Source organism: Rhodanobacter sp. ANJX3 (genome assembly GCF_014200755.1).
Lineage (GTDB): Bacteria > Pseudomonadota > Gammaproteobacteria > Xanthomonadales > Rhodanobacteraceae > Rhodanobacter.
Genome location: NZ_JACHCM010000001.1, coordinates 28,517 through 41,773 on the forward strand (window position 1 = coordinate 28,517; position 13,257 = coordinate 41,773).

A 13,257-nucleotide genomic window follows, 5' to 3' on the forward strand; every position below is an offset into this window, starting at 1 on the left:
CGTTCCTGTGATCGTAGATAAAAAAGATGTCACGTTCTCAAGATGCTCGTCCCAAGACAACTCAGCCCAAGAGCCTTTCCAATGACATCCACAAGCTTGTAAATAAATAGTCGTTTGAGCAGCGCACCACCCTCGAAGCTCTGCCTGGGCGGTTGATCTGAGCGCGTTGAAGCCTTTACGCATCTGTTTCCAATCGACTTCAGCGATGGAATTGATCCCATCTGAAATGTGGCTGCTTATGGCCGATTGGCGCCGGTTCCTCAAAGGTCGCTGCCCGACCCCAAATTGCCGATGGCTATCGTCCGGTTTCGGGAGGCCCAATCTCAACGCAAGGACGTGCAGATAGATTCTGCCTAGCCCACGCTGCTACTGACAAGTGGGGACACGTCAGCGGGCATCTCACTTGAGTTGAAATTCGCTACGCGCAACGAGGGTCCTAAGTGTCTATGGAACTCTGGGCGATTCACTTCGCGTCCCGTATTTGCTGGCTGCCGCTGAAATGCTGAAACGAGCGGGCCTGGATCCAGAAGACCTGGTCGCACAATTGAAGCCCCTGTAGCGAGAGACCTTCGCCTCTGGCAGCATCCGAGCTGACCCGCACAAGGATGGACCAGACATGACGCTGCCGGATAAGCATTCCACGTTGCGCGACGTGTTGAAGGTGTTCGCCGAAAGCGGTGAAAAGCCCTGGACGCTTCTGCTGAGTGAAGTTCAGGCCAAGCTCAACGCGCGTGCGGACACCGCTGACTTGGCCAAAGCCAAAAAGGCCGAAATCCGAATTGAGTTGGACGCTCTGGGCGCGCGATGCAGCGAGGCCATCGCGGGCCTGCGGCCGGAGCGTTGCAATCAGCTCACCGAAGACGAAGTCTGCGCATATTGTCGAAGAGGACTGAAACTGATGCGGCCGCAGCTGGCCGATTTCCGCGACGCACGGAAAGGGCCACCCCTGAAAGGGCACGCACCGATCGCTGGAGAGCGGGGTGCTTTCATCTATCACTTCAAGCCGATCGAAGCGTGGTGGCGTCAGCACGCTGAAGAGGCGAATGAGAACCATCAAGTCGGTGCCAACGTCCGGTGGAACAGTGATGAATCGCTGCACAAACGACTGCGTGCACTCGAACTGAAAGAGGAAGACCGAGCGCGGGAAAAAAGAGCAATCCAGGCCGCATTGGAGGCGCGCGTGACTGCATTTGCAGGGGTCGAACCGGAAACACTCCTGGAGGTGCGGCAATTCTTGCTGCATCAGGCGGCTTCGTTGCACGCCGCCGTTGCCGTGGAGCAGCCGTGGATCGTGGATGCGTCCGGCAAGATTACGGACAGTGCATGGCTTCCATTCGATCGATGCGATGAGATCACTGGCCTCTTGACTGACGGTGGCTCCATCCAGAATTTCTCTCTGACATCTGCTCTGGAACTCGACTGGACTGACGGGGAAGCGTGGCAGGCCTGGCGCTATGTTCTGAGCGTCGCTGTCGAAAACGCCCGCGTAGACTTCAATGTCCACGGGGCCGAGATGCAGGTCGCCAGAGCGTTGGAAGGGATCGAATTTGATCCAGACAGACCACCCCGAGACCGGGCTCGCAGCTGATCTCTGCCGCATTGAGCAGCGATTTTCAATTTTGATTTTTATGTAAACGCCGGCTGAAGCCCATAGGCGTTTTCGAGCCATGGGGGAAATTTGCATCCAAACGTGAAAACTTTCTTCGCACCTTGGAGCGACTCCAGCAGCCGCTGGAGCTGTCATCAACCAAGGAACAATCATGAAGATCAAAAATTCCCAGCAGCGCCGCGCGCGCAATCCAATGGCCTCAACTCAGGCCCCTGCGACGCAAAAGCGTTCTGGGGCAGGAAGCGATCGAAACCGCCAAGCCAAAGCACAGGAACGCTTCAAAGGCCTCATTAAAAACTGCACCAAGCTCACCATCCAGATGCTGCGAGGTGGCCTGGACATCAACGAGTTGCCGATGACGGTAGCGTGCCTGCGCGAAATGCAAATGAAGCCCAATGGGATTCAGAAAAGGTCCGAGGCAGAAGTCACGGAGATCGTCTACCTGGCTCTGGCTTACATCTTCTACGCAGAACTCGCATCCAAACGCTGCGACATCGTGCGCATCGCTCGCATCGCCGAATTCGTGGCCGAGGTGCGCGGTCCTCGCACCCCACTTCTGAACCAGCTTGCCGATGGCCTTGCCAACGTGGCCAACGCATGGAACGCCGGGCAAATCGTGGCGTAAGCGATTTGTCCGCAACCTGGCCGGGGCGACCGCGATGCCCCGGCTCTTCTCAACCGCGCAACGTTGGCTCGACGGCTTCGAGCTTCCACACACCTCAACCTAAACCGTTAGACAGGTCGCCGACCTGCGTCGTGTCAGTCCTTACCGCTCAATCACAAAGGAACAACTCATGTCCACCGAAGGAAACAGTGCACTGCAACTTGATCTGGTAAACGCCGTCCTGAACCTGGCGCCGCCTTATGTCATCTCAACGCTTCTACGGAATGGCGCTGACGCCCGTGACCTCGACTTTCTTCAGGCGCTGGAAGATGTTGACGCGCATTCAGCGCAGGCGGCGGCGTGGTCTCAGCGTGTGAGGGCATTTCCCCTGGTCGTCACAGCTTTGAACTGGCGGTCGATCATGGACCAGGCGGCTTTCGATTTGGTCGATGCCATCGAAGCCAATGACCTTGCCGATGTCCAATCGAGCTTGGAAACACTTTCGGCAGGCGGCGAAGATGCCAACTTCGACATGGGAGAGGGCTCAATGCTCGCTCTGGCGGTTCGCCATCATTCCGACTTGGACATTATTCGACTCTTGCTAACAAAGGGCCACGCTGACGTTGGTGGCTTTTGTGCTGATGCGTTGGAGGCGCTTGGCGAAGCGGAGGAGGGGCCTTGGAAAATCGCAGTAGTCCATTTTTTCCGGCGATAGGCAATCCGGTTGCGGATCCCAGCCTCTTTTCGTTGATCCACGTCACTGGCTTGCACCTCAAGTGGGTCATCGTCACTTCGCGGTCGGCCGGCGCAAGGGCGCGCCCTCGTCCATTTCATTCCCGCCTTCCACGGCGCGCATGGCGCTTGTTCCAGGTGCTGCCTGCCTTTTCCCGCTTCGCTGCTCGAGGCCCACGGCGCAATCCAGCGTCGAAGGAAAACGACATGGGCATTCTTCTCGACAACAAAGGCAACTACCGACTGACCGGCAAGACCACGGAGCAAGACGTGTTGGCCGCCGCCGAGGGCATCCTCTTGGCCAAGCTGGAACGCCAAGGCAGCATGGGGAACCCCAGCGACGCCGCAGACTTCTTGCGGATGCGGCTCGGCGGTCTGAGGCACGAAGAGTTCCATGCGGTCTGGCTCGACAACAGGCACCGGATCCTTTCCACCGAAAAGCTGGCCAGCGGCACCATCGACGGCGCGACGATCCACCCCAGAGAAGTCGTTCGAGCCGCTCTGAACATCAACGCAGCCGCGGTAATCTTTTCGCACAATCACCCCAGCGGCGTCACTGAACCCAGTTCGGCAGACCGGGAAATCACCCGGCAACTGAAAGATGCCTTACAACTGATCGGCGTGCGGGTCCTCGACCACCTGGTGGTGGGTGCTGGTTCGCCGGTGAGCCTGGCGGCGAGGGGGCTGATGTGAGCCCCGCTCGCCCATTTGGTGAAAGAATGCGTGCTGGCCAACCAGGACGACAGGGATGATGACCAAAACCTCAAGAGAAGCGCCCCAGCATTGGGGCGCTCGCCTCATCGCCTCGATCGCGCTTCTGCCGCTAATCACGGCGCTCCTTTACCTCAACGGGTGGGCCTATCACGAGGGCTATCTGGACTACTTCCATTTGCCATCCTCCATGTTTCCGTTGGATTTGCAGGAAACGCTGGTCCATGGCGTGGCCGCCTGGTTGAATGGCGCAGCCGCGGCGTTAACGTGGATGATTCACAGTGTGGTGCAGCACTGGTTCTTGGTTATCCTGACTATCCTTTTTATAACCAGCATCGGACCGTTTAGACGGTGGTTCCTAACCTTCGTCAGAAGGAAACGGCCGCCGACGTTCGCAGCGAAATGGCACCTGCCGGTCTGGATGAGAAAGCTGGCTTGGCAGCTAATACGTGCCGTATCAGTGTCGTACCTGGTGTTCTACATACCCTTTACCATTTTGAGCTTGCTAGTCATCGGGCTTCTCGTTCTGGTGGCACCTTTTCAAAGTGTGGGACGAGGTATTGCGGCGAAGGACGCGGCTACTAATTTTGCCGCCTCGCCAGAAGCGTTCCTGACCGCACCCGACGGGGTGCGGCGCAGCTTACGCGTAATGAGTTGTGAGGGCCCGTTTTGTGCGCTGTATACGGAAGGGCACGCGGTAATCGTGCCTCGCGATAGCGTGACGTGGGCGACTTCGCCAATGGCGGGTGGCATCACCTCAAAAGCAAAATAAAGTTCCAACGAAGTCTTTTGGCAGCTCTTTGCCTACTTCGTCTGCATACCGCGCTCACCGCTTGATTGCTGGCGATGCCATTTGCGAAGGTGCCGGTTATATGCGCTCGATAGCGCCCTTGAATTAAAAAAATATAACCCCATGTTCGACTATGACGCAAGTTCGAGCTGATCGCAAATGGCAGGGGTGACAAGCGCGTCAGTTGTTGCCTAAAGAGTCAGAGGGGTAAAGCATGAGTGGGAGCGAAGGCGAGCCAATTCGGGGACAAATCTTGGCCTTATCGGGCGGGGGATATCGCGGGCTGTACACCGCGAAAATACTCGCTTGTTTGGAAGAATCGCTTGGGCATCGAATCGCCCGGCATTTCGACCTGCTGGCTGGCACGTCGATCGGCGGCATCATTGCGCTCGGGCTCGCTTGCGAGCTGCCTGCGGCCAATTTAGTTGGCTTTTTTGAAGAGCACGGCAGCGTTATTTTCAAAAAGAGGGCGCAGGGCTTTTTCAAATCCAAATACGCTTCAGATGGGTTGGCCCAGTTGCTCGGGAGCGCTGACGTATTCGGGTCGCGCACTCTGGCCGACTGCTCCCATCCGGTGGTCATTCCCTCCATCAGCTACACCACCGGCGATCCGGTGATGTTCAAGACCGCACACCACTCAACGTTCCACATTGACCACAAACGGCGGCTTGTTGACGTCGCACTCGCGACCAGCGCCGCTCCCAGTTATTTTCCCCGGCACGTTTTTGACCACACGCAATACGTTGACGGCGGACTGATTGCAAACGCACCGGGCCTGATTGCTCTTCACGAGATGGAGACGTTTTTGGGCGTGCCCGCTTCGAACGTTCGCCTCATGTCCATTGGCACGATGTCGAGCAAATATACGGTCGATCCGGCGCGCAATCGCGAGGGTGGCGCGGTGGATTGGGGTGGTGGAAACCCGATCGAAATGTCACGTCGGCTGTTTGGCTTGGCAATCTCAGCTCATGAGACGTTGACGTATTACATGTTGCGTCAACGTTTGCCGGACAACCGCTACATGCATGTCGATGACACGATCACGGATCAATCGGCGCGTGCCGTCGATTTGGACAAGACGGATGCTGCGGCCCAAGAAATTTTGCTCGGTCGGGCCATACAGCGCGCAAAGGTGGTTCTGGGAGATCCGCAATATCAGTCTTTGATCGCCTATGAAGCGAACGCCCCTCACTTTTTCCACGGTTTGCCCACGTCCAGCTCGGAGAATGCCAATGCGTAAATTTACAAAGCTGTTGCACGGCGATTCGGCGTTCTATGAGGCGATCGTGCCGACAGACCTTCAAGAGTCTGAATTGCGCAAGGCGAAAAATAAAATTCGCGACCGGTTGCGCGTTCGGATTGAGGCGGCCACAAAAACCAAGCTCGGGATGGAAAAAACCGTTGCGCCGCGGTTCCGCACGCAAGGGTCGTGGGCGTATCGCGCATGTGTGCAGCCCGACCATATGCCACCACAGGAAATGGACTGGGATTACGGGGTTTATCTGCCGGTTGAAGCTTGGGAAGAAACGGGAACCCCCCGAGTTGCTGCGGCGGCTTATTTTGAATTGGTCGAGGCCCTGCTCGGTGAGCTCGCGCATGAGCAGGGATGGCGACTGGGCAAAGACAAGAACCATTGCCTCCGGGTGCATGTTGCTAAGTGGGCACATGTTGACGTCGCGCTGTATGCCGCGCCTGCCGAACAGTTTGCGCGCGTATCTGACCGAGAAATTGAGCGGGTGGAGAAGCGAGCGTTTGATGCAGCCACTGCATCGCTCGAACAGTTGAACGAAGCTTCAGAAATTTCTTCCCAGGATTGGGACGATTTCGAGGGCATGATGGTCGCCACCCGCAAGGGCATTTGGGAGCCATCTGACGCGGAGGTCATTGCTGGCTGGTTCCGTGATCAACTCAAAATTCATGGCGACCAGCTGCAGCGTGTTTGGCGCTACGTGAAGGCTTGGCGCGATCACAATTGGCAGGAAGGTGGTCCTACGTCGGTCTTGTTGATGCTGGCCATCTGCCGGCATTTTTCGAAGCAACCCGGGCGCGATGATAAGGCTCTGGCCCATGTTGCGCAGTTCATTCCAGCAGCCGTCGCTGGCGATTATTACGAAGAAGGGATCGACAGCGAACACAACTTCAACCGACTCGATGCTACGCAGCGGCTGGATGCTCGAAATCGAGCGATCCTGCTTGAACGTGCGCTACGCGAGTCGCTTACCAATGTGACGCAGCCGAAGAGCGCAGTGGTTATTGCGCTTCGTGGACAGCTTGGTCAGCGGATCCCTAATCGGGAGGCGGATGTTGAAACCGACTCTCCCGCCGACAAGGTCAGGGAGACACCTGCTCGTCCAGTGGTTACACCCGTCGTTAAAAGCAGCTACGCGGGTTAATCCGAATGTCTGTGTCCCCGCCCGACGTGGAGGTCATGCGTTACTTGGTGGCGCAAGGCTTTACCTACGTCGCGCGTCGCCATGGCGCCGTGCGATTTCGAGGCCCATTGAAATGCAGGCAAGGACCGATTCAGGTCGATCTGAGCATTTCGGACTGGGATTTTATTTCGTATCCAACAATCCGATTGCGCGATCGGCCGGCGGCTTTGGAGGGTGTTCAGGCGCACATAAGCGCAAGCAATGGTCTTTGTTATTACACCCAGGGGTCCGTGGTGCTTGATCGGTATGACCCGATCAGCGCTGTGGCCCAATGCTTGGCTCAAGCGACGCACGTGCTGGACGAGTTGGCGCTCAACCCGGATTACCGACGCGCTGAACTCACCCGTGAGTATTTGGCTAATTGGTCAGTCGCCCAAACACCTGGACCGTTGCCAGTGGTCAAGGCCGGCGTTTCAGTACTTAGCACCCATGTGCGTATGGCCGCGATCGGAGCAAGGTTCCTGATTTTTGCGGATGACCTTCAAGAGTTGGAAGCTATTTCCGGTGCTTTGGACGAGTCGTTGACTGATTACGGTTCGGGAGCGGCCTGGGTGCTTCGCACGCCCCAATGGCCGCCGATGAGCCAGTCTTTTCCCAAGGATGTGCGGTCGTTATTTGCTTGGCTGAAGGCTTGGGACAAGAACTTGTCCGGCAACTTTCAGAACCGCTTGGGTCATGATCGTGAATATCTGAAACGTGCCAACCTTTATCTCGTAGTCGAAAGTCCGGCAGGGTGGCTTGGTGTGTGTGTTCCCCTCGGGAGCGAGACTACCCGTTTGCTGGGCAAACGAAATCCATCCGCTTACCGGCAGTACATGCATGCCAAGGGGAAGACCCAGCCCGTTACGCGTCTTTCGGTGATTGACTGGAGCGCAGCGTTTGTCCACTCCCGAAACCTCACGTTTCAGGATTTGACGGATAAGCGGATCACGTTGATTGGCTGTGGCGCAATTGGCAGTCACTTGGCCGAAGCACTGGTGCGATTGGGAGCAGGGCAAGGAAAGCGCGGCCGGCTTCGTATCATTGATCCCGACTTGATGGGTTCCGAAAACTTGGGGCGGCATGCCCTGGGTTACCCGTCGCTGTTTCAAGAAAAAAGCATCGCCATGGAGCACGAGCTAAAGCGAACATTTCCATTGGCGAAAGTGGTGGGGGTCGTCGGCAATGCTTTGGCGGTGAGCGACCTTTTTGAAGGCGACCTGGTTATCGATGCTACGGGTGAGGAGGCACTCAGTGAGGCTATCAACGCGCGCCACTTAAAAGCGGGTGCCGCAGCGGGCCCGATGCTCTATGTTCGGATTTCGGGCACGGGTGGTGCCGTGCAATCACTGTGGGTGGATCCTGAAAAGGGTGCGTGCTTTCGTTGTCTTCGCACAAACGTTCCCCAAGGTCATCGAGCCGAACGGTTTCCGATTGAAAAAAGCGACGACGCGGTTTGGGTCATGAAAGGCTGTCATGCCGTAACTCTCTATGCGGTCTCTGCTCCCATGCACGCGGCGGCATTGGCCGCGGACGTGGTTGCCGATTGGCTCAAAGGCGACGTCTCCCCGCGTCTTCGCGTGGTAGTGAGGCCAGGTGCCGACGTCCATCCGGTCAAAAGCCAAAATCCTAAACGGCTAGAGAACTGCCCGGCTTGCAGCCCCGTCATCGCCGCACTGCGAAAGGCTGGTTGATGGATGAGCGATTTGTTCTAGGTCAAGTAGACGAACCTGCCGCTTTGGTCTTTGCCAATCCAGTGATCGCCGACGGACTGGTGCTGATAGAAGGGAGCGTTCTATCCGTTATTGCTCGTTACCGACAATTGACGAGGCATGCCCCCGAAGCGGGCGGCATTTTGCTGGGATGTCGGCGAGGCGCGCATCTGCACGTCACTCAACTCACTGTTCCCGGGCCTAAGGACGTGGCAACGCGCGTTTCGTTCGAGCGAAAAGATCGATGCCATCAACAGCAGGCCCTGCGAGCGTGGGAGCAATCAGGGCATACCGTAGATTATTTGGGGGAATGGCACACGCACCCCGAGCGTTCCCCGACCCCGTCCCCTACCGATCGGCGCGCTTGGGCTGAGATCCTGCAAAAGCGAAACGAGCCTCATGCATTCCTCATTGCTGGAACTGAGGTGGTGCTTTGGGCAGGCTGCGCGATTATGGGCGCCTTAGCGCGACTAACGCCTATAGATATTACTGATCGGTCAACTTCGCCTTTGTGAGCCGGCCTGAGCATGGCTAGATAAGCACTTGTTTGCTCTGATCCACGTTCGCCAGACCGAGCCATCACCCGCGAGCTTAAAGATGCCTTACAGCTCCATCGGCGCGCGACTGCTAGACCACGTGGTGGTGGGCGCCGGTTTGCCGGTGAGCGTGGCGGCAAGGGGCTGATGTAAACGAAACTTCTTGGGTTCGGCAACGTGTACGCCTGAGAGCGTGCAGTATATGGGACGGTATTCGTCCTTCCCTATGTTTGCCAAATTCTGCATTGCACTGGAAAACGCGAGCCAGCAGTAGCTAACCGAGATGTCGAACGAGGCTTAGTTCAAGCATCGATAAATTCAACGAAGCGTTTACCGAAATCGGTTAACGTCATGGTGATGAAGTTAGGGCCACTGGCTGAAGATGACGCCCCAACTGGAACGGCGATCACCCCCCATGACTGAAGGTCCCGAGTTACACGTGCGATCAATCCAGTATCCGTTCCTTTGGGGACATACGCCTTCACTTTATCGAAATAGCTGTTTTGAACACTGCGCTCGCCGGCGTTAAATCCTTTGATTATTTGAGGGGTGAGTGATTTGAAATAGGGCAAAAGTTTCAAATGAACACCGGTCATGCCAGCGAGCGTCGCCATAAACATTTGCTGCATTGCTTCGTCTGGAGCGGCATCGAGTGCTCCACTGATCACGGCCTGTTTGATGGCTCTGAGCTTTTCAGCGTCGGCGGTTCGTGTCGCCATAGATGCTGCGGTGAACAATGTCGAGACAAAGGCTTCATCGTTGATCAAGTCTTCTTGCGACCGGAAGACCTTATCCTGAAGAGAGTTTATCGCTTCCATCATGAGCTCAATTGCTCGTCGTTGCCTTCGCTCAAAGGGCGATTTCACAAAGGCATGGAAAGCTTCTCCGATGGCGCCTCCAACAAGCGGTATGGCTTGGACGCCAATCGAAATCACTCGATAAATCTTGTCTGTCTCAGACTCAACGATTGGTTCGACAAGGTCCATCGTCAGCTTCTTTTCGCCCTGATCGCTCATACCGCCTGCCGGATGCCGAATACTGAGTTGGGGCGAGTGTGGCTCCGCCAATTGAATTTTGCACTTCGTTCGCACACAAGACAGTTGGTAATCGGGAGCTTGGCGGCTCTAAGCTCGATCAAATCGTAGGCTGTGGAACCTATGGCGCTCGACACATAAATGAGCGCACCATGACGTTGGGGGAATGGTCCAGCTGCGCTTGAGAGCCCGTCTGGGGCAATTCGACACTCAAGCGCTAGCGTTGTCACCAATGGGCTGCGGATACTATTTCATCTGGAAGAGAACACGGGGAACAAGGGAATGAGGTGGAAACGATGGCTAGAAGATCTCCGGCGCAGCTTTATTGTGGAATCCATCCGAAGTGATGAGCGAAGCGCGGGTGGAATTTTGCTGGGGCACGATATGAACTGGGCCTTTTGGAATGGCATAGGCGGTGGTCAGGCTGATTTCGACGAGCCCAGCGGAAATCTCTCTCCACGGGACCGAGCGATGCTTTATGAGTATCTCAACCAAAAAGCCCATGTAGATGAGCTTATCCACGCATTTGACAAATTCGCGCAACCCGTAAATGTGGCTCGGGGAGCAACCATTGTCGACATCGGATGTGGACCCTTCACTTTTGGGCCTGCCTTAGCCAACGTCTTGGGAAACGGCGTTTCTTTCCGATATTTTGGAGTTGATCGCGCAGCATCAATGCGTGCGCTGGGAAAAGAGCATGAGGCCAAATATGAGGCCAATGCACGTCTTAGTGTTGTTCCAACACGACGTGTGCAAAGTCAACGCAAAGCTAAGCGTTGAAGCCAGCAGCCTCAAGCAGAAATGGCGCAATGCCCACGTCAGCAGTGGCCTGGAGGCAATTTCAGAAAGTCTTGTGGTGCGGCATTTTGCTCAAAATGCCCCGAACCCACGTTACTGTGATGTACATCACATTATTCAATCTTGACTTGCTTTAAGCGCTTGACGAAGACAAAAGAACTGCTTCCATGTTTGCGTGGGGGCGAGCAGACGCTGGGTGTCAGGTCGGCGGCCACTTCGGTGTTCTTCGGTCAAGGATGACCATTCAACGTTTTCCCCGAACCGGAAAGCGTCTCATCAGGATGATGAAATGTCTCAACAGCATGCTCGCCCCCACCTCCAAACTCACTCTCGCGCTGCCGGCCACTCAGCGGTCGCCGGTGCCGCCTATCGCTTGGGCCTTCGTCTCTACGACGAACGTGCCCAACGCTGGCATGACTATCGGAAACGTGCCCTCGGCGAAGAAATCGTCAGGGCTTTGACCATCGCCCCCGAGGGCTCGCCGGCATGGGCCACCGATCCCAGCGAACTCTGGAACCGTGTGGAGGCGGCGGAAAAACGGAAAGACGCCCAGATCGCAAGAGATTTTCGGATACCGATTCCTTTCGGGCTGAGCGATGAAGAGGCTGGCGATCTAGCCGAAGAAATGTCTTGGTTCATCGTTAAGGCTCTGCATACACCTGTCTCTATGGGCCTGCATCGCGACGGCGAACTCGACGCGCTGGGCGAACTCAAGCCGCCAGAAAAACAGGGTTACCACGCCCATTTGTTTTTCCCGACACGAAAGCTTGAGCAGATAGAGGGTGCCGACGGCAACTCCGACTGGGGCCTCGGTGCAAAGTTTGTGGCGCTCGCCAACAAGAACTCCTCCGGCGCTTTTGTTGAAAGTTTGAATGCGAGGTGGGCGGAGCTGTCGAACAAATTCACGGCTGCCAACGGTCTGCCTGCTGACTACACGCATTTGAGTTATGCGCGCCAGGGACTGGCTCTTGAGCCTCAGCCCAAGCTCGGGCGCGGCGCCGTGGCGCTCGAGCGCAAAGGCTTCTTCACCCAGAAGGGCGACGCCCTTCGAAACCACATTTTGGTCGCGTCCAAAGTTTATGAGGCCGCGCACTCGGTCGTGCTCGAAGTTCAAAAGGAACAGGCGATCGCCGATGCCATCCGCGAGCGAACGAACCCGGCTGCACGTGCGGCGCGTCTGGCAGCCGAAGCGGCGGTCGCGGCGACGATGCCAAAAAGTGAGCCATCGGTGGAAGGTCCGCCTGCGCCGGCGAAACCTTTAGAGAAGCCGCCACTGACTTCGCCGGCCGGTTCCCTAGTCGCTCGCTTCCATGCCGCGGCACCGGCGCCGACGTCACCGGAAGAGCGGGAGCGGTTTGCCCGGGCAATGAAAATCGTGCGCATCGTCGAGCGTGTGCTGGCAGCGTTCGCGCTGCTCGCGGAACGTTTCCGGCGCCACACCGATGACCGTAACCGGCGGATGGCCGCGAAACTGGACGTTTCGTTTCAGCTTGATTCGGCCAGGGCCGAACGCGCTGCGGTGGAGGAAAAGTTGAAAAACTGGGAAACGGCACATCGCTGGCGCATGGCCACAGCAAAAGCTTTCACGGTCGGAGGGGGAGGGATGCCACGCGTGTGGCGCGCCCTGACGGAACAGGTAGAAAGCATCAATCGGCGGGTTCAAAGTCTGAAGTCAGCAGTTCGCTCTCACGAGGCGCACCTGGAGCGGTTTGCGAATGAGGAGGTTGCCATGAAGGCAAAACGCGAGGAGAACGAGCAGCGGCTGGAAGCGGCGGTGGTCGCGTTCGCGTCACTGACCCCAGCCTTGACCGATCCGCTGTTGGCGGCTTCTGATGAGGTTGAGCGGGGACTTATCAAGGGGGTGTTGCCGGAGGCGGTGTTGGCGCCGGTCCCGGTGATTGAGGTGCCGGAGCAGGAGGCGGCACGGTTGCGGCCGGCGGCGCTGCGCTCGCATCCGTGACGTTCCCTGGGCTACTGGAAAGCCTTTGTTGCAAGCCAAGCTGATGACATCAGAGCGATGCAACGGAGAGGGAAGGAGGGGGAACTCACCGTTGTCTCCTTGAGTCCCGCCACGCGCTGCCGATAATCCATCTTACTCAAGGGGAGCGACCAATGAAGCAAAGTTACAAACGCCGCAATTTCTCAAACAGCCAAGAGCATCTAGAGCTGCAAGAACGTCAACGGTCGGAACAGCACTGGTCCGATTTTCTCAACGCAACATTGGGTGTTCTCGGTTTTCCTTTGGGGTTGACATGTCTGACGACCAAAACGCCTTCCATCAATGCCGCATTATCTGTCGTTTTTCTACTTGCAATTTGGT

The 13,257-nt window shown here is 56.8% G+C and carries 11 protein-coding genes; 10 read left to right on the forward strand and 1 reads right to left on the reverse strand.

Annotation, left to right across the window (positions count from 1 at the left end; genetic code table 11):
* The first annotated feature begins 616 nt into the window (after positions 1-616).
* The 8 genes from HDE76_RS00105 (at position 617) to HDE76_RS00140 (ending at position 8,551) form a co-directional block, all read left to right on the forward strand.
* Positions 617-1,588 carry a hypothetical protein gene (locus HDE76_RS00105; RefSeq protein WP_184504621.1) on the forward strand — a complete coding sequence of 324 codons (972 nt, stop codon included), beginning with the start codon at positions 617-619 and terminating at the stop codon, positions 1,586-1,588.
* Between the two features lie 172 nt (positions 1,589-1,760).
* Positions 1,761-2,234, forward strand: a complete 474-nt coding sequence (locus HDE76_RS00110; RefSeq protein ID WP_184504623.1) for a hypothetical protein — start codon at positions 1,761-1,763, stop codon at positions 2,232-2,234.
* Between the two features lie 169 nt (positions 2,235-2,403).
* The gene (locus tag HDE76_RS00115) at positions 2,404-2,928 is read left to right on the forward strand and encodes a hypothetical protein (protein ID WP_184504625.1); all 525 of its coding nucleotides are present in this window, start codon (positions 2,404-2,406) and stop codon (positions 2,926-2,928) included.
* A gap of 224 nt (positions 2,929-3,152) precedes the next feature.
* On the forward strand, positions 3,153-3,638 hold the full coding sequence (gene radC, locus HDE76_RS00120; protein ID WP_184504627.1) for a DNA repair protein RadC: 486 nt from the start codon (positions 3,153-3,155) through the stop codon (positions 3,636-3,638).
* A 55-nt stretch (positions 3,639-3,693) separates the two neighbouring features.
* Positions 3,694-4,428, forward strand: coding sequence for a hypothetical protein (locus HDE76_RS00125; RefSeq protein WP_184504629.1), 735 nt, complete (start codon positions 3,694-3,696; stop codon positions 4,426-4,428).
* A 232-nt stretch (positions 4,429-4,660) separates the two neighbouring features.
* Positions 4,661-5,686 (forward strand): CBASS cGAMP-activated phospholipase, encoded by a 1,026-nt coding sequence (locus HDE76_RS00130; RefSeq protein ID WP_184504631.1) that lies wholly within the window; start codon positions 4,661-4,663, stop codon positions 5,684-5,686.
* A complete protein-coding gene (locus HDE76_RS00135) occupies positions 5,679-6,839 on the forward strand; it encodes a cyclic GMP-AMP synthase DncV-like nucleotidyltransferase (protein WP_184504632.1) in 1,161 nt (386 codons plus the stop codon). Before HDE76_RS00130 ends, HDE76_RS00135 begins: the two co-directional genes overlap by 8 nt.
* Before the next feature lie 35 nt (positions 6,840-6,874).
* Positions 6,875-8,551, forward strand: coding sequence for a ThiF family adenylyltransferase (locus HDE76_RS00140; RefSeq protein ID WP_184504634.1), 1,677 nt, complete (start codon positions 6,875-6,877; stop codon positions 8,549-8,551).
* 856 nt (positions 8,552-9,407) lie between these two features.
* Here the strand turns inward: HDE76_RS00140 and HDE76_RS00150 are convergent.
* On the reverse strand, positions 9,408-10,121 hold the full coding sequence (locus HDE76_RS00150; protein WP_184504638.1) for a hypothetical protein: 714 nt from the start codon (positions 10,119-10,121) through the stop codon (positions 9,408-9,410).
* A 300-nt stretch (positions 10,122-10,421) separates the two neighbouring features.
* On the opposite strand from HDE76_RS00150, the gene HDE76_RS00155 reads away from it, so the two are divergent.
* Positions 10,422-10,919 carry a hypothetical protein gene (locus HDE76_RS00155; protein WP_184504640.1) on the forward strand — a complete coding sequence of 166 codons (498 nt, stop codon included), beginning with the start codon at positions 10,422-10,424 and terminating at the stop codon, positions 10,917-10,919.
* 307 nt (positions 10,920-11,226) lie between these two features.
* A complete protein-coding gene (locus HDE76_RS00160) occupies positions 11,227-12,897 on the forward strand; it encodes a MobA/MobL family protein (protein ID WP_184504642.1) in 1,671 nt (556 codons plus the stop codon).
* The last annotated feature ends 360 nt before the right edge of the window (positions 12,898-13,257 follow it).